Genomic DNA, 16,060 nt, shown 5'->3' on the forward strand with positions numbered 1-16,060 from the left:
ATCCTAAGCTCCCGCACTTGATCTTATAAATGAGGAATAGCCCTTACTTTTACCCTCTTCTGAAGAAGTAATATTGGTGTTATCCTTTGCCCCTTGCCAAGCAGTCCATCCTATACTTCTATAGTTTACATAGGTGTAATGGGAGACCACCTCATCTTCTCTTAAAGCTGATTTACTTTTATCTGTTTCTGGGAACATAAATGGTTCCTGTCCAGTTCCATGATAAGCATCATCTTGATTATCCTCTGTTGCCACTTCATTAACTTTTGGAGTACTCTCACACCCTAATAATACGGTAGGGGCACCTACTGTAACTGTAGTCATTAAAGCTAGCGATAAAGCTTTCTTTTTCCATGTCTTGTCCATATTATCCCCTCTATTTAATTAATTAAATTTACTTTTACTTTAATATTATTATTTTCCAAATACTCAACATATTCTTTTAAATCAATCTTCATTGGACTCGCTGAGACAATAATTACCTCATCAATTCCCCACTGATTAAAATCCTCTGCATATGGCATTTCTTCTTCCGTTAATCTATATTGGTTATTAAAAAATTCTCTTTTGGAAAATTCCTTATCACTAAATCGATTGTAATCAAGTAATAATGCATATTTATTTTCTATATTTTTTATTTCATAAGAATATTTTATAAGCTTAAGGAGCAATTCTTTAGAACCAACTATAGCCTTCTTATGAAATATATGTGCAAATACTAAAACTGGTGTAATTCCAAAATTCACATTTAACTCTAATGCTAGATCTAAGTTATCCTCACCCTTTAAATCTATCAATAAAACTTGATTTTCTTTTTGTTCTTTTATTAATTCTAAAATTGATACTGGAATAATCTTTGATATACTTTTTTTCATTATAGATTCAGATAAATCAAGCTCCTTTACAAACTCCTTTGAAGATGCAAAGGGTGTTGAAATTAGCTGCCATCTAAATCTATCTAATCCACGTTTCCAATTCTCATAAACTGTATACATATCAACTTTTTCCATGCTGTTTTACCTTTCTAAGAAACTTGGAATTATTTATAAGTAACTGCAAAAACTTCAATCATATTTACTATATGACTATATCCATTTGTATCCTCTATCATAAGATAATCTCCATCTCTTCTAACAGAATATACATCTAATGAAACCTCAGGTTTTTCATTGTTATATGAGCCAGCTGTTAAATAAATATAACACTTCATTTATATTCCCCTTCCACTTAATAATGGAATATATTATACCATAATTTGAAATATATTGAAATAAAAAAAGTTGGTATTCAGTTATAAAACACTGAAAATACCAACTCAGTTATCTAAATGCTTATTTCACTATCTTCTCCACTTACCAATTCAACTAAGAATACAAATATAGGAATACCTATTATCATTCCCCATGGTCCTATAAAATGCTCTGATAAAATCAAAACAGCAAATGTAATAAATATAGGTAAGTTTACAGCTGTAGACATAATCTTTGGATTTAAAATATAACTTTCTAACATGTGTAGTGCAATTATCATTACTAAAACTGAAATAACTTTTGAAATTCCACCAACTTGGAATGCACATATCCCAAGAGGAATAAATGAAATTATTACTCCTAGTACAGGTATTAATCCTAGCATAAACATCATTAATCCTAAGATAAACACATTATTGAAGCCAAGTAAGCTAAGTATAATGCATGAAAGAGTTGTATTTATAAAAGATATAACTAGCTGCATCTCAATTACAACTACAAAAGACTTCATAAATTTCTTTGCAAGATTTTTATAATAGGTATATAGAAACTTACTTCTTCCTTTTTCGAATCTAGTAAGAAATTTTCTAAGCTTCTCTTCTTCAAGTATGTACATAAATGTTAATAAAAATGATAATCCAATATTAACTCCAGTAGCCTTAACATAACTAAAGGTTTTAAAAGTAATTCCATTAATACTTGAAACACCTTTCATAATGGTTTCTTGATCTATGTTAATATTATATTTTTCCAAAAGAGATGTAAGGTTTGAAAAATCAAAATCCCTAAACTGCGTTATTATCATATTAACTTGATTTACTATGTCAGGAATAAAAAACAGTAAAAATCCAACTATACCCGAGAGTACTAAAAAGAACGAAATAATATTTGTAATCTTTTTACTTAAGACCTTTTTGAATCCTAACTTTTTATAAATAAGTTTCGATATATCTAAAACAACTATGGTTTCAATTAAAGTTAAAAATATCAAAGACATAAAGTCTCTAAATAAAAATAATATTACACCTAAAAACAAAAGTGCCATAACTCTTTTAAATGTGTTACTGGTTAAATTCTTTTCAATAAAATTCAAATTACCCTCTCCCTGCACATTTTCGATAAATTTTTATTCTATATTACTAATTTATCAAATTAACCTTCCTATTACTATACTAAAATCATAAAAATAAGTAATTGTTAAGAATTTTATTGTGTTTATATCAAAATTGGGGACGGTTAACAACTTTTTACAATAATGTTTGTACATTATGTCAATTGTTGTTAACCGTCCCCAGCTAATTTTTTAGAATTCTTCTCCATTTGTTTCTATAACTTTTTTATACCAATAGAAACTATCTTTCTTTATTCTTCTTAAATCTTTTTCGCTATGTTCATCTCTATTTACATATACGAAACCATATCTCTTTTGATATCCATTTAGCCAGCTTAATAAGTCTGTAAATGACCAAGTACAGTAACCAAGTAGATCTACTCCATCTGTTATTGCTTCTTTGCAAGCCTCAACATGAGCTCTTAAATAATCTATTCTATACTCATCTTTTACAACATCATTTTCTTCTAAAGTATCATATGCACCTAACCCATTTTCAGTTATTAAAACAGGTAAATCATATCTATTAGTTATTCTTCTAAGTCCAACTCTTAAACCTGTAGGATCAATAGCCCAATCCCAATCAGTAGTCTTTAGGTACGGATTTTTTGTGTTTTTAAATAACCCTGGCACTCCACTTTCACTTGTAGTACCTTTTTTACCTGTTGTATTCATCTTACCTTCACTAACTCCATCTAGTGGGTTTGAAGCTACTACTCCTGATTGATAATAATTAACTCCCATAAAGTCAGGCTTTCCAGCCTTTAATAATTCTAAATCTCCAGGCTGAATTTCAGGAGCTACCCCTCTCTTTTCCAATTCTCTATACATAATTCTTGGATATTTTCCCCATGCATAAACGTCCATCCACCAATGATTGTTATGTTCTAATGCATTTTCAAAAGCTAACATGTTCTCTGGAGAACAATCTAATGGGTAAACTGGTCCATAAGCAAAGCTTGGTCCTATTTTACCATCCTTTACAATGTCTCTAAAAGATTGTATTGCTTTAGCATTAGCTAAGCTTGCAATATGATTTGCATGAAGCATTCTCTTTGTATCCTTTACACCTGGTGGGTGTAATGCTGTACTATAACCTAATCCGATAAATACATTTTGTTCATTTAATGTAACCCAGTATTTAACTCTATCCCCATATCTCTTATATAAAGTCACACAATAATTATTAAAATCATCTATTATTTCTCTTGATTCCCAGCCTCCATATAAATCTTGAAGTGCTTTAGGTAAATCCCAATGATATGCTGTAATAACTGGCTCTATGTTGTATTTTATCAATTCATTAATTAAGTCATCATAAAACTTCAAACCTAATTCATTTACATGTCCTCTTCCTTCTGGATAAATACGTGACCAAGCAATTGAGAAACGGTATGCCTTTAATCCCATCTCTGCCATTAATTTTACATCTTCTTTAAATCTGTGATAATGATCAACTGCTACACTACCATCGGTACCTTCAAATGTTGTTCCAGGAATCTTTACATATTCATCCCATATTGAAAGACCTTTTCCATCCTCTTCCCAAGCACCTTCTACTTGATATGCTGCCGACGCTGAACCCCAAAGAAAATCTTTAGGAAATTTATCTAACTTTTCATGGAACATATATCTCACCTCTTTGTATAAATATTTCACCTCTTCATTATAAGTGTTAACTTTAAAAAACTTGTTTTTTTAGATGTGACTTATAACTAAATTTTTTTGCAATATAAATTATTGTTTTATAAGTATAATTAATAAATACTTTTAATTTTTTTACATTATTTTGTATATTAGCTACAATATACATCTTTTATAAAAAACTTATTTAAAATCCTTTGAGTTAAATTCAAATATATCCCATAACAACAAAATATAGTAATTCACTGGAAGATTAGTTTGTTTTTCTTGTTTTATTTTTTGTGCTTAAAATAAAAGAAAAAGATGCAGTAATGCTATTTTATTACTACATCTTCTTAATTCACTATTTTTCTGCTACTGCTCTTAGCCAATTTCGTTCTTCTATTACATCAATAGATATAGCTTTATATCCAGCCTTCATTAATAAATCTTTTAATTCTTCTGGAGAGTATATTTTCATCTTTCCAGTTGCTAAAAACTCATCATTCCTCTCCTTAAACCTCTCACTTGAATACACTTCATTTACAATCAAGAATTTTCCAGATGGTTTTAAAACTCTAAGAACTTCCTTTATATTTGCTAAAAAGTCTGGCCAAAAATATATAGTCTCAACAGCAGTAATAATATCAAACATTTCATCATCATATGGTAAATTTTCAACACTTGCGTTAGATATATATACCCTTCCTTCATCAATAAGTTCTTTATTAAATTCACTTGCCCAGCTTACACAATCTAAAGAATAATCTATTCCATACACCTTACCGTTCTTAGATAAACTAGCTAATCTATTAACTGTTCTCCCTCCACCACAGCCAATATCTAAAATAATACCCTCTTCTTTTATTGAAAGTTTATCAAATCCCCAGCCTGTTAATTCATAATGATTTTGATTCATATCATCAACCACAAATTTTCCTAACTCTCCAGTAGGTTTCCTGCACTGATTCAATCTTTTTGCTATTTCACTCATTTATCGCTCCTCCTCAGTTGATTTTGATTATCATTTGCTATATAGTTTTATACTATAATATAGTTTTCATAAAGTAAATATCAATTATGTAAAAAGTTAGGGAGTATTCAATCCGAATACTCCCTAACTTATTTACTTCATTACTTTTCTTAATAAACTTACCTTTTCCTTTGTATATGGTGGAAAAATAAAACTCATATTTATTTTTGTACTTTTCTTTAGAACACTTTTTTTATGGGAAAAAGTCTCAAAGCTCTTTACACCATGGTATGAACCCATGCCTGAATTACCAACACCACCAAAAGGCAGGTAAGGCGTAACTAAATGGGTCATCGTATCATTAATGCACCCACCACCATAAGAGATTTCTGCTATAATTTTATCCTCTACTTCTTTATTTTCAGTAAATAAGTATAATGCTAGAGGCTTAGGTCTAGAATTTACTATTTCTATTACTTCTTCAATATTGTTATATTCTAGAATAGGTAATATCGGTCCAAAGATTTCATCCTCCATTACCTTATCCTCTAGTGTCACATTGTCCATAATGGTGGGTTCTATATAGAGCGTTTCCTTATGGGTTCTTCCTCCAAACACAACTTTCTTTTCATCTATAAGCTCTACAAGCCTATCAAACTGTCTTTCATTAACTATCCTACCAAAATCATTACTTGTTTTTATCTCTATTCCATAAAACAATTCTATCTGCTCTAATATTTTATCAATAAGCTTAGTTTTTATTTCTTTATGAACTAATAAATAATCAGGAGCTACACAAGTCTGTCCTGCATTCATAAACTTTCCCCAAACAATTCTCTGAGCTGCTATATGTAGATTTACTTCTTTATCTACTATACAAGGACTTTTCCCACCTAGTTCTAATGTTACAGGCACAAGATTTTTAGCAGCTGCTTCCATAACTACTTTTCCAACTGGAACACTTCCAGTAAAGAAAATATAGTCGAACGGTGCATTAACTAAAGCTGCCGTAGTATCTCTTGCTCCTTGCACAACGCTGACATACTCCTCTTCAAAGGTTTCTTTTATAACTTTCTCTACTACCTTTGCTACATTTGGAGTAAATTCTGAAGGTTTAATTACTGCGCAATTCCCTGCAATTATAGCCCCAATTATAGGTTCAAATATTAGTTGAAAAGGATAATTAAATGGCCCAACAATCAAGACTACTCCATAAGGTTCTGAATATATATAGCTTTTTGAACCAAAATGAACTAACGGAGTTTTGACTTTTTTCACCTTTGCGAGCTTTCTTAGGTTCTTAGTAAAATATTTTATACTATCATATAAGTACCCTATTTCTGAAGCATATCCCTCAAATTCTGATTTATTTAAATCCTTTTTTAAGGCTTCTAGAATTAAGCTTTCATTTTCCTTAATCACTTTTTTAAGATCATTTAATTTACTTAATCTAAAATCTATATTTCTTGTTTCACCAGTTCTAAAGTATTTTTTATGTTTTTCAATGATTTTTAATACTTCCTCATTATTTAGTTCCTTCATAAACCCAAACTCCCTATAAATGTTTATTTAAATTAACTCTTCTATTTTTATATATGGATTTCTATATCTATTTTTATTTATTGTTGAATTACCTAGATTAATTGCTTTCTTAGGACACGCATTTATGCAAGCCATACAATCCACACACTTGCCATTCCAAGTTGGTCTTTCATTCACCATTTTAATATTATCTGTTGGGCATATTCTTTCACAAATACTACAGTTAATACAATCCTCATTTACATTAAATTTTTTATCTTTATTTTTATATAACTCTCTCCAAGCCCTATTCATTAAACTACTAAAGCCCTTTTTAAAATCCTTATTCTTTATCTCTCTGTTCTTTAAGGATACTATAAAGTTACTTAACAGTTCCTTATTGGCTTCAATTGCTTTAATTGTTCTTTCTTCTGTTGGATTTAATCCCATCCTTGTATAATTTGAAATGTATTTCACTTCAGCATGATTATTTATTCTATTATTAGTTTTTAAAAATTCATTTATTTCCGCAAAGGAGTTATCTGTATGTCCTCCTCCAGTTACTTGAACTGCAAATATATATGGATTATTTTTAATAACTATTTTAGATATAAATTCTCTAACTAAAATTGGCAGTGAAAAGCTATGAAGTGGAAATACAAAACCTATCACATCAGCTTCATACTCAAGCTCCCCTTCTTTTAAAGCTTTAGGAATTGAAATAAGCTCACAATTCTCCAAACTATTTCCTATCTCTTTTGAAACATACAGGGAATTACCTGTAGACGAAAAATAAAATATCTTACTACTCATTGTAAAAACTCCTCTTACTTATATTGATTTTTGAAGAAATAAAGTTACCCATTCATTACTTTTTGTCTTTTTAACTAAAGAATACCCTTTAACTTCTATTTGTTTAAATACTTCCTCATAACTCCATTCTACTAATCCTGATACTAATAATATACCATTAGACTCTATTACAGAATTAATTAGTTCCATTGAAGCTAGGGTTTCTTCCCCTCCTATGTTTATAAAAACAAAATCATATTTCTCTTTAACCTCTAATTTTTCTTTTGTAACATCTTTTATTAACACTTCTACATTAGATAGATTATTTAATGCAGCATTATGCATAACTTCCATGGTCACATCTCTAATATCTAAAGCAACTACTTTAGATGCATTTTTTAGTGCTGCTCCAATACCAAGAATTCCTGAACCAGCACCTAGGTCTAATACTTTTTTATCACTAAAATCTAAATCTAATATATATCTAAGCATATCTTGGGTAGTTTCATGTAATCCTGTACCAAAGGATCCCTGAGGCTCAAAATTTATTTTCTTATAGTTCTCTAATATAAGTGACGGCTCCCCTATAACCCATCCATTTTTCAAATCTACAGGTTCAAAGGGCTCTTGCCAATTTCCCTCATTTATTTCAGATAAATTAATATCTTCATCTAACTTTAATGTATTCTTGATTCTATCTATAACTTTTAAACATTCATCTTCACTTTCACAATCAGGATATACCTTTAAGAGAATATCCTCATCTTCTTTTTCATAATATCCATAACCATTGTTATCTATCGTAACTTGGAATGGAGTTTCATAATAAGTTGAACTTAATCCTATCTCTTCTAACCTTTCGAGAACATCCTCTATATTAGAATGATTTATTATAAATGATATTTCAAACATAAAATTCTCCTTTGTTATCTCATTGTTTTAATTTCAATTATACTATTTTTCAAGACAATTTGCATAAAATAAGAAAAAACAGCTGCATGCTCCTAATAATTAAGCATGTACCTGTTTTTTAACTTATTTGCTTAGCGCATTTTCTATTGCTTTAAGATATGCTTTACTTGTAACAGTTGCACCTGATACAATATCCACGTCTGTGTTTTGTTTATCTATAACTTCTTTAGTAATATTCTTTGTTACATCAGATAGATTAAACTTAACATCTTTTGTTACATTTATATCAGTAATCTTGTGATTCTTTACTGTTACATCTAATTCATTAGTCCATCTTCCATCTTTATACTGACCGTGATAAACACCATCACTTAATTTTGATACATCTATTTTATTCACACTTACTTCTTTCCCTGAACTTAATCCTCTAGTCATATAAAATATTCCACCAGCAATAACTAAAATAATAATAACTAATACAGTCAGCAATACTTTTAAAACCTTCTTCATAATACTTCTCCCTTATATTAATTAAGCTCTATTTATAATTTTCGCAAATTTATCTATATTTTCTTTTGATAAAGTTGAGCTATCTTTATCACTTTTTGTAACCTTCTTTACAATAAATCTCTCTAGAAAATTTAACTTACTAAAAGTAAATTCTCCACCAAAGAATCCCTTAGTTATTGAAGTTTCTAAAAGTTCCTTTGGGTAAGCCATATTTATTTCTTGCTCTGCTTCTGCTCCATCTCTCATACCACAAATAAAAAATGCAACTTTTTTATTTTTAAGGGTATCAAGATTTTTAGTGCAAAAAGTTTTTACTTCCTTTAGTATTTGTCCCATATAAATTGATCCACCAATAATAATCTTATCGTATTTTGATAAATCAGCTTCTCCTCCTTTAGTTAGGTCTAGCTTTTGAACCTCTCCATCTAGGGATTGTTCAAGTATCTGAGCACATTTTTCAGTAAATCCATGCTTTGTAGAGTAGACAATTAAAGTTTTCATAATTAACTCTCCTTTTAAATCTTTATTCCTTTAATAAGTATTTCAAAGTGATGATTAATAAGCCTTTCTTTTTGCTCTTTTGAAATATTTTCTTCTAAAATAAGTCTAGAAATTAATCCATGAGTTGCAGTCCATAATATTTGGGCTGTAAGTTCAACATCCATAGGTTTAAATTTCCCTGTTTCCATTCCTAAGTTTACTAAATTGCATAAGCCTTGAAGACTTTTTCTTTCTTTTGAGATTCCTCTCTCTAATATATTTACCTTATCCTTAACTTCTTCAATGTTACTCATTAATATAATTTTGAATTCTTCTGGTGATTTCAGCATCAAATCTATATAAAGTCTTAAGCCTTCCTCTAATGTCTTTTCTGGATTTTCCCTATTCAAAGGCACTTTACTTGTGGTCTCTAATATTCTCTTATACCCTTCTCCAACCATTACAGAAATAATTTCACCTTTATCCTTAAAGTAATGATAAATAATTCCTGGAGAATACTCTATTTTATTTGCTATCTTCCTTATTGATAACTTTTCGAAGCCTTCTTCAACTAAGATTTCTTTTGCTGCATCTATTATTTTATTTTTTATAGCCTCTTTTTCATTTTCTCTTCTTTCAGATATACTCATATGCCCCTCCATCTTTGAACAGTGTATTTTTATTGAACACTGTTTAATTAAATTTTACTCCTACTTTTTACCATTGTAAAGAACTAAATTATAAATTTTTAATATATCCTCGTACACAAAAAAGAGTATCCCAAAAATAATTTGAGATACTCTTTAATAATTCATAAATATTTAATTGTACTAATGTCCTTTTTTCTTTTGTTTCTTCTTCTCTTGCTTTTTTATGAATTTTTCCTCTTCAATTTCCTTACGATATTCTTTTCTTCTATGTCGTCTTTCTTCCTTTTGAGTTTCATACTGAAGCTTCATAACTTCTTGGGCTTTTGTTCCTATGCCCTTCTCTTGAATTTCTTTCTTTAGCTTTCTTTGAAGTCTTTTAGGATTTATTACTCTAGCTATTTCTTTTTCAACCTGAAGAGAAATACTAAATTTCAAGGCATTATAATTTCTAAGTATATATTCATATACTTCGTAATCCTTGGGTTCTGAACCAAACACAACTCTAGCTACAGACAGCTTATCTCCTTCAGACTTTTCAAAGACTCCAACCCAAAAAGGGTCCTGAAAATAGACCGTAAGTTTAATTTCCGTATTCATTTTTTGTTTCCTCCTGAATTGTATATAAATACAGAGAACGGACAACCCCAGGAGGGCAGGTTACTTACAAAGTTATTATCTATGCATCCGGACTACCAACCGAATCGTGTTTTTATCTCTTATGACCAATTATATCAGAAAAATTATAGAATTAAATACTCTTCTACTTTGATATTTTTATTCCTTTTATAAAAAACAATACTGAAAATAAAAGGACAGGTATTAAGCTAAATACATTTGAGGCATCTATATTTCCACTTGAACCCATTATGATTAATATAATTATTGAAAACAAAATTCCCAAACTTCCAACAACAATCAATCCCATTTTTGATTTACCAAAATTTTTAATTGGAAGTGTTTGTTTTCCTGTGGTCCAATATGAAGGGCTATTAACACTTTTATTAAATTCATCTATTTCTTCTATCATTTTTTCTAAATCCTCTTTATTTGAATTCACAATAATTCCCCCATGTATTAATTTATATAACGCCAGATTCTAATATGCTAAAGGAAACATCTTCGCAATTTATTTCTGCTAAAGCACCATAAGGCAATATGCACATTGGTGAAGTGTGCCCAAAATTCACATTATATAAAATAGGTAGATTTTTAAGCTTTAACTCATTCCTTACAACAGTTAATATAGCTTCTTTATATTCATCATAATAGCAATCATCATAAGGTTTTGCGAAAACTATTCCATTGATTTTATTTAGAATTCCAAGTGTACCATAACTTCTTACCCAACATTCTACAAGTGCTGGATCTGGTTTATCTTCTGAAGTCTCAAAAAACAAAATTCCATTTTCAAATTCATCAATGCTTGGCCACAATTCAGTGCCTTTCATCATTTCTAGAACTTCAATACATCCACCAATTAATCTTCCTTGAACTTTCCCATTGCCCTGTAATAATTCATATCCATGATTCTTTACTAATTTTCTAGATATATTCTTATTTTTCTCTTCCCAAGGCAATAATTCACTTGTCCAAACATCAGAAGCTGGAATATTTCCTATTACGACCTTATCAAATAGAACCTTATTCACCCAGTGTTTTGTATAGTCATGCATTGCTACATTCTCAGCAAATTCACATAAAATAGATGGACCATAAAAAGTAGATAATCCAGCTTTATAGCATATCATATGAGTTATTGTTGTGTCTGAATAACCTATAAATACTTTAGGATTATTTCTGATTACATCAAAGTCTATATATGGTAGAATTCTAATACTTTCATTTCCACCTATACAAGAAAAAATCCCTTTAATAGATTTATCCTTAAATGCCATCATTAAGTCCTCAGCTCGTTTTTCAGGATTGTTATAAATAAATTCAGTTCCCTTTAATGTATTTGGCATTTCTACAACTTGCAGGCCAAATTCTTCTTCAAGTCTCTTCTTACCAACATTGTATCTCCAAATAATGTCCCTATCTCCAGCCCCACCCCAAGAAAGGCTTATAGTTGCTACCTTATCTCCTGGCTTCAAAGCTAACGGTTTAATTAATGACATATCTACTCCCTCCTATCTATCCAATTTGTTAAATATTTCAATTATTGTATCATATTTCTCCACAAGCTATCAACACAATAAACTTGAAATCCCCCATAATCATATAAACTTAAGAAACTTCAAATAATATTTAACAATTTCCCACCAAACTCACTTTTAAATTAATTATATATCAATCGGAAAACATTTTCTTTTTATTTTTTGTATATATTTTCTTTTATTTTTAAAATATTGATTTTTACTTTCAATGCTTTTATAATATAACAAAACAGTACAAAACGTTATAAAACAGTATAAAACATTTCACTTCCGTATATTTCAATCACGTTTTATCACTTTATGTCATTATATTTACAAAAAGAGGGGTCTATTTATGAGGTACACAAAAAAAATAATTATATCTATTTTAACTACTGTCTTAACCATTTCAGCTACTGGTTGTTCCCAAAAAGCTAAAGATGTTTCTGCTGATAATAAACAAATAACACTTACCATATCAGCTGCTGCAAGCTTAAAGGATTCAATGGAGGAAATTAAGACTTTATATACTAAAGATAAACCAAATGTTAAATTAACTTATAATTTTGGAGCATCTGGTACTCTTGAACAACAAATAGAACAAGGGGCTGAAGCCGATATATTTATATCTGCAGCTCCGAAGCAAATGGATTCATTAAAAGATAAAAGTTTAATTCAAGATGATTCTCGTATAAATCTACTTGGTAATAAGGTTGTTTTAATCGTACCTAATGAAAGTTCATTAAGTCTTACTTCTTTTAAAGATATCGTAAATGATTCAGTGAAAAAAATTGCTCTAGGAGAAGCAAAAAGCGTACCTGCTGGTCAATATGCTGAACAGGTTTTTACTAAACTTAACATATTAGATAAAGTTAAAAACAAAGCTGTTTATGGAAAAGACGTTAAAGAAGTATTAACTTGGACTGAAAGCGCAAATGCGGATGCAGGTGTTGTTTACGAAACTGATGCAAAAACTTCTTCAAAAGTAAAAATAATCTGCGAAGCACCATCAGATTCCTATAGCCCGGTTTTATATCCTGCTGCTGTTTTAAAGGATAGTAAAAATGCTGATGCTGCTAATGAATTTCTAAAATATCTATCCAGCGATAAATCGAAAGTTGTTTTTGAAAAATACGGGTTTACTTTTATGCCAAAATAAAAATAATCAAGGAGGTATTACCTATGGAAATGGACTTAACACCTTTATGGATATCAATGAAAACTGCCTTTTTTGCAACAACTATTACCTTCTTCCTCGGAATAATAGCGGCTTGGTTTTTAACTATAAAAAAAGGTAGATTTCATAGTATTATAGATACTATTTTCATTTTACCAATGGTACTACCTCCTACCGTATTAGGCTTCTTTCTACTTGTGATATTCGGTAGAAATAGCCCTATAGGTAAGCTTCTTTATTCAATAGGGATAAATGTAATTTTTTCTTGGCCAGCAACTGTTATTGCTGCTTCCGTTGTTGCCTTTCCGTTAATGTATAGAACATCTAAAGGTGCCTTTGCTCAAATAGATGAAAATTTACTAAATGCCGCAAGAACTCTTGGTGTGTCAGAGCTTAGAATATTTTGGACTATAACAATTCCTTTAGCTTGGCCCGGAATTGCTGCTGGTACAATTCTTGCATTCACAAGATCCTTAGGTGAATTTGGTGCAACTCTTATGATTGCTGGTAATATTCCTGGTAAAACTCAAACCATTCCTATAGCAATTTTTTTTGCTATGGAAGGCGGAGAAATGGACAAAGCAATACTTTGGGTATTACTAATATTTACTCTCTCACTTATAGTAATACTTTTAAGTAATTTCTTTACTAGAAAGGGAAACAATCTTTCCATTAAAGGAGGGATAGATAGATGAGTCTTTTCGTAGATATAAAAAAATCCTTGCCTGGATTTAATCTTCATGTAAGCTTTGAGTCTAACAATCATACACTAGGTTTACTAGGTGAGTCTGGTTGTGGTAAAAGTATTACCTTAAAATGTATTGCAGGTTTAATGAAGCCTGATAGTGGTAAAATAATTTTAAATAACAAGATACTTTTTGATTCTGAAAAAGGAATTAATGTTCCAATTCAAAAGAGGAAAATAGGTTTTCTTTTTCAAAACTATGCTCTTTTCCCACATATGACTGTAGAAGAAAACATTGCTTATGCTATGAAAGGTTATTCCAAAACCCAAAAGAAAGAAATTATAAATGAGAACTTAAATATGCTTAAGATTCGCAACTTGAGAACTAATTATCCTCATCAACTATCTGGTGGACAACAACAAAGGGTTGCATTAGCAAGAGCTCTTGCTGTTGAACCTGAAGTTTTGCTTTTAGATGAGCCTTTTTCTGCTTTAGATAATCATTTAAGAAGCATAATGATAAAACACATGACTGAAACTCTATCAAATTATAGCGGATCAACTTTGTTTGTGACTCACAACCTAGAAGAAGCCTATGCTTTATGTGAAAACTTAGTTATTATTTCAAAAGGACGTAATGTTTCAAATGGAGATAAAAATGAAATATTTAAAAATCCTTCTTCTATTGCAGCTGCAAAGATAACTGGTTGTAAAAATTTATCTAAAGCTAAAATTATTTCCACAAGTACTATAGAACTAACTGACTGGGAATGTACTATTAAAGTAAATAAAGAAATACTACCGGATATTACACATATTGGTATACGAGCTCATTATATAACTTTAGCCAAAGAAAATTCCATTAATAGCTTTAATGTTTGGCCTTCATATACTTGTGAAACACCTTTCAGAAGAATGGTTTATCTTAAGCTACACAAAGAACCCATTTCTCCTAATGATTATAATCTTCAGTGGGACATATCTACTGAAGAATGGAATTTAATTAAGAATAAACCTCTACCATGGAGAATATCCTTAAAAGAGGATTTTTTAATTTTTATAAAAGAAGATTAGAAATCCCAGAATACTCTAAGTATCTGGGATTTTTAATTATTATATTTATTTTTCTAAGTTTCTGCAACAATTTTACCTAACTCGGATAAATCATATCCACCTATTCCCTCAAGTTCTAATTTAAACTCTTCAGAATTAATTATTTCTATTACAGCCCTAAAGTGAGGTTTATTTAAATCCTCTTTCTTTATTACCATCTCATATCTTTCTTTATGAAGTGGAATAAAATCAATTCCACTTACCTGAAGTCCATTTTTTTCATTTCCTAGCCCTACATCCGCACTTCCCCTAACTACTGCACTAGCCACTAACAAGTGAGAAAAGCATTCTCTATTATATCCCTTTAAATTAGTAGAATCAATTTTTAATTTTTTAAGATATTCATCTAATAGTATTCTTGTTCCACTTCCCTTTTCTCTATTAATAAATGTTATATCTTCTCTTTTTAAATCTTCAAAACTCTTTATATTTTTTGGATTTCCTTTTTTCACATAAAATCCTTGTAATCTAGTAGCTAAATTTATAATCACTGCTGGAGTTCCAGGTAATAACCTTTTAACATAAGGTGTATTATATTGCCCTGTTTCACCATCCCAAAGATGTGCTGTAGCTATATGTACCTTCCCATGATAAAGAGAATATAATCCCTCATAACTTCCTATATAAGATCTTAATGCCAAGGTTCCATTAGGATGATTCTGAAGGTGTCTTGATAAAATATCTAATATTATATCTTGACCACATATCACAAAGCCTTGGTTTGTTGGTGGATTTTTATAATATAAAGGGTTGTTCACTTGTGCATTTTCTACAGAAACTTCATTTATAACTTCATTTTTCATTCTATTATTTTTTGTTCTGTTTTTATATTCCTCAACATCATCTAGGTCAACTCTAACCTTCTTACCCACTCTGTATGAATTAAGTTCTCCACGTTTAATTAATTCATAGACAGTATTTTTAGATATCTTGAGAAGTTCTGCTACTTCGATCGGTGTTAATGCAGTATTATTAGCCATATTTCCCTCCAGGGTAATTTATTATTCACTAGTGATAATATTTCTATTATATCATAATAAACCATTCCTGATAATTCTTGTATCTAAATGCATTTACATAAAAATGATAATATGAAAATTTAGGTTAATTGGTAACTATTTCATAATA

At 29.9% G+C, this 16,060-nt stretch carries 19 protein-coding genes; 3 read left to right on the forward strand and 16 right to left on the reverse strand.

Features of this window, described 5'->3' with window-relative positions; genetic code table 11:
- Positions 1–3 precede the first annotated feature (3 nt).
- The 15 genes from PTZ02_RS10970 to PTZ02_RS11040 form a co-directional block, all read right to left on the reverse strand.
- On the reverse strand, positions 4–366 hold the full coding sequence (locus tag PTZ02_RS10970; RefSeq protein ID WP_274227822.1) for a hypothetical protein: 363 nt from the start codon (positions 364–366) through the stop codon (positions 4–6).
- 14 nt (positions 367–380) lie between these two features.
- On the reverse strand, positions 381–1,010 hold the full coding sequence (locus PTZ02_RS10975) for a hypothetical protein (RefSeq protein WP_274227823.1): 630 nt from the start codon (positions 1,008–1,010) through the stop codon (positions 381–383).
- A 29-nt stretch (positions 1,011–1,039) separates the two neighbouring features.
- Positions 1,040–1,210 carry a hypothetical protein gene (locus tag PTZ02_RS10980; RefSeq protein ID WP_274227824.1) on the reverse strand — a complete coding sequence of 57 codons (171 nt, stop codon included), beginning with the start codon at positions 1,208–1,210 and terminating at the stop codon, positions 1,040–1,042.
- Between the two features lie 113 nt (positions 1,211–1,323).
- Positions 1,324–2,343, reverse strand: a complete 1,020-nt coding sequence (locus PTZ02_RS10985; RefSeq protein WP_274227825.1) for an AI-2E family transporter — start codon at positions 2,341–2,343, stop codon at positions 1,324–1,326.
- Between the two features lie 210 nt (positions 2,344–2,553).
- On the reverse strand, positions 2,554–3,990 hold the full coding sequence (locus PTZ02_RS10990) for a glycoside hydrolase family 1 protein (protein ID WP_274227826.1): 1,437 nt from the start codon (positions 3,988–3,990) through the stop codon (positions 2,554–2,556).
- Positions 3,991–4,348: 358 nt separating this feature from the next.
- A complete protein-coding gene (locus PTZ02_RS10995; protein WP_274227827.1) occupies positions 4,349–4,978 on the reverse strand; it encodes a class I SAM-dependent methyltransferase in 630 nt (209 codons plus the stop codon).
- Positions 4,979–5,110: 132 nt separating this feature from the next.
- Positions 5,111–6,499: an aldehyde dehydrogenase gene (locus PTZ02_RS11000; protein WP_274227828.1), complete on the reverse strand. Its 1,389-nt coding sequence runs from the start codon at positions 6,497–6,499 to the stop codon at positions 5,111–5,113.
- A gap of 27 nt (positions 6,500–6,526) precedes the next feature.
- Positions 6,527–7,291: an EFR1 family ferrodoxin gene (locus PTZ02_RS11005; RefSeq protein ID WP_274227829.1), complete on the reverse strand. Its 765-nt coding sequence runs from the start codon at positions 7,289–7,291 to the stop codon at positions 6,527–6,529.
- Between the two features lie 18 nt (positions 7,292–7,309).
- Positions 7,310–8,182 carry a 50S ribosomal protein L11 methyltransferase gene (locus PTZ02_RS11010; protein WP_274227830.1) on the reverse strand — a complete coding sequence of 291 codons (873 nt, stop codon included), beginning with the start codon at positions 8,180–8,182 and terminating at the stop codon, positions 7,310–7,312.
- 123 nt (positions 8,183–8,305) lie between these two features.
- Positions 8,306–8,692, reverse strand: coding sequence for an FMN-binding protein (locus tag PTZ02_RS11015; RefSeq protein ID WP_274227831.1), 387 nt, complete (start codon positions 8,690–8,692; stop codon positions 8,306–8,308).
- 21 nt (positions 8,693–8,713) lie between these two features.
- Positions 8,714–9,193 carry a flavodoxin domain-containing protein gene (locus PTZ02_RS11020; protein ID WP_274227832.1) on the reverse strand — a complete coding sequence of 160 codons (480 nt, stop codon included), beginning with the start codon at positions 9,191–9,193 and terminating at the stop codon, positions 8,714–8,716.
- A gap of 14 nt (positions 9,194–9,207) precedes the next feature.
- Positions 9,208–9,822 (reverse strand): TetR/AcrR family transcriptional regulator, encoded by a 615-nt coding sequence (locus tag PTZ02_RS11025; protein ID WP_274227833.1) that lies wholly within the window; start codon positions 9,820–9,822, stop codon positions 9,208–9,210.
- A 180-nt stretch (positions 9,823–10,002) separates the two neighbouring features.
- Positions 10,003–10,419 carry a YjdF family protein gene (locus PTZ02_RS11030; protein WP_274227834.1) on the reverse strand — a complete coding sequence of 139 codons (417 nt, stop codon included), beginning with the start codon at positions 10,417–10,419 and terminating at the stop codon, positions 10,003–10,005.
- Between the two features lie 163 nt (positions 10,420–10,582).
- Positions 10,583–10,879, reverse strand: a complete 297-nt coding sequence (locus PTZ02_RS11035) for a hypothetical protein (RefSeq protein WP_274227835.1) — start codon at positions 10,877–10,879, stop codon at positions 10,583–10,585.
- Between the two features lie 22 nt (positions 10,880–10,901).
- Positions 10,902–11,939: a S66 family peptidase gene (locus tag PTZ02_RS11040; protein WP_274227836.1), complete on the reverse strand. Its 1,038-nt coding sequence runs from the start codon at positions 11,937–11,939 to the stop codon at positions 10,902–10,904.
- A gap of 373 nt (positions 11,940–12,312) precedes the next feature.
- On the opposite strand from PTZ02_RS11040, the gene modA reads away from it, so the two are divergent.
- The 3 genes from modA to PTZ02_RS11055 are packed head-to-tail and all read left to right on the forward strand — an operon-like array spanning position 12,313 to position 14,893.
- A complete protein-coding gene (gene modA, locus PTZ02_RS11045; protein WP_274227837.1) occupies positions 12,313–13,116 on the forward strand; it encodes a molybdate ABC transporter substrate-binding protein in 804 nt (267 codons plus the stop codon).
- Between the two features lie 23 nt (positions 13,117–13,139).
- Entirely contained in the window at positions 13,140–13,829 is a 690-nt protein-coding gene (gene modB / locus PTZ02_RS11050) for a molybdate ABC transporter permease subunit (RefSeq protein WP_274227838.1), read from the forward strand.
- Positions 13,826–14,893 (forward strand): sulfate/molybdate ABC transporter ATP-binding protein, encoded by a 1,068-nt coding sequence (locus PTZ02_RS11055; RefSeq protein WP_274227839.1) that lies wholly within the window; start codon positions 13,826–13,828, stop codon positions 14,891–14,893. The genes modB and PTZ02_RS11055 overlap by 4 nt, the downstream gene beginning before the upstream one ends.
- Positions 14,894–14,946: 53 nt before the next feature.
- On the opposite strand, the gene PTZ02_RS11060 is transcribed toward PTZ02_RS11055, so the two are convergent.
- Complete coding sequence (locus PTZ02_RS11060) at positions 14,947–15,912, reverse strand: helix-turn-helix transcriptional regulator (RefSeq protein ID WP_274227840.1); 966 nt, start codon at positions 15,910–15,912, stop codon at positions 14,947–14,949.
- Positions 15,913–16,060 lie beyond the last annotated feature (148 nt).

Source organism: Clostridium sp. 'White wine YQ', from assembly GCF_028728205.1.
In the GTDB taxonomy this organism is placed as follows: domain Bacteria; phylum Bacillota; class Clostridia; order Clostridiales; family Clostridiaceae; genus Clostridium_T.

Excerpts from the sequence above, each read along its gene's own strand:
- PTZ02_RS11060 (WP_274227840.1), bottom strand. The coding sequence starts at position 15,912 with ATGGCTAATAATACTGCATTAACACCGATCGAAGTAGCAGAACTTCTC.
- PTZ02_RS10975 (WP_274227823.1), bottom strand. The coding sequence starts at position 1,010 with ATGGAAAAAGTTGATATGTATACAGTTTATGAGAATTGGAAACGTGGA.
- PTZ02_RS11055 (WP_274227839.1), top strand. The coding sequence starts at position 13,826 with ATGAGTCTTTTCGTAGATATAAAAAAATCCTTGCCTGGATTTAATCTT.
- PTZ02_RS11005 (WP_274227829.1), bottom strand. The coding sequence starts at position 7,291 with ATGAGTAGTAAGATATTTTATTTTTCGTCTACAGGTAATTCCCTGTAT.
- PTZ02_RS11000 (WP_274227828.1), bottom strand. The coding sequence starts at position 6,499 with ATGAAGGAACTAAATAATGAGGAAGTATTAAAAATCATTGAAAAACAT.
- PTZ02_RS10990 (WP_274227826.1), bottom strand. The coding sequence starts at position 3,990 with ATGTTCCATGAAAAGTTAGATAAATTTCCTAAAGATTTTCTTTGGGGT.
- PTZ02_RS10995 (WP_274227827.1), bottom strand. The coding sequence starts at position 4,978 with ATGAGTGAAATAGCAAAAAGATTGAATCAGTGCAGGAAACCTACTGGA.
- PTZ02_RS11015 (WP_274227831.1), bottom strand. The coding sequence starts at position 8,692 with ATGAAGAAGGTTTTAAAAGTATTGCTGACTGTATTAGTTATTATTATT.
- PTZ02_RS10970 (WP_274227822.1), bottom strand. The coding sequence starts at position 366 with ATGGACAAGACATGGAAAAAGAAAGCTTTATCGCTAGCTTTAATGACT.
- PTZ02_RS11040 (WP_274227836.1), bottom strand. The coding sequence starts at position 11,939 with ATGTCATTAATTAAACCGTTAGCTTTGAAGCCAGGAGATAAGGTAGCA.
- PTZ02_RS11025 (WP_274227833.1), bottom strand. The coding sequence starts at position 9,822 with ATGAGTATATCTGAAAGAAGAGAAAATGAAAAAGAGGCTATAAAAAAT.
- PTZ02_RS11010 (WP_274227830.1), bottom strand. The coding sequence starts at position 8,182 with ATGTTTGAAATATCATTTATAATAAATCATTCTAATATAGAGGATGTT.
- PTZ02_RS11020 (WP_274227832.1), bottom strand. The coding sequence starts at position 9,193 with ATGAAAACTTTAATTGTCTACTCTACAAAGCATGGATTTACTGAAAAA.
- modA (WP_274227837.1), top strand. The coding sequence starts at position 12,313 with ATGAGGTACACAAAAAAAATAATTATATCTATTTTAACTACTGTCTTA.
- PTZ02_RS10980 (WP_274227824.1), bottom strand. The coding sequence starts at position 1,210 with ATGAAGTGTTATATTTATTTAACAGCTGGCTCATATAACAATGAAAAA.
- PTZ02_RS11030 (WP_274227834.1), bottom strand. The coding sequence starts at position 10,419 with ATGAATACGGAAATTAAACTTACGGTCTATTTTCAGGACCCTTTTTGG.
- modB (WP_274227838.1), top strand. The coding sequence starts at position 13,140 with ATGGAAATGGACTTAACACCTTTATGGATATCAATGAAAACTGCCTTT.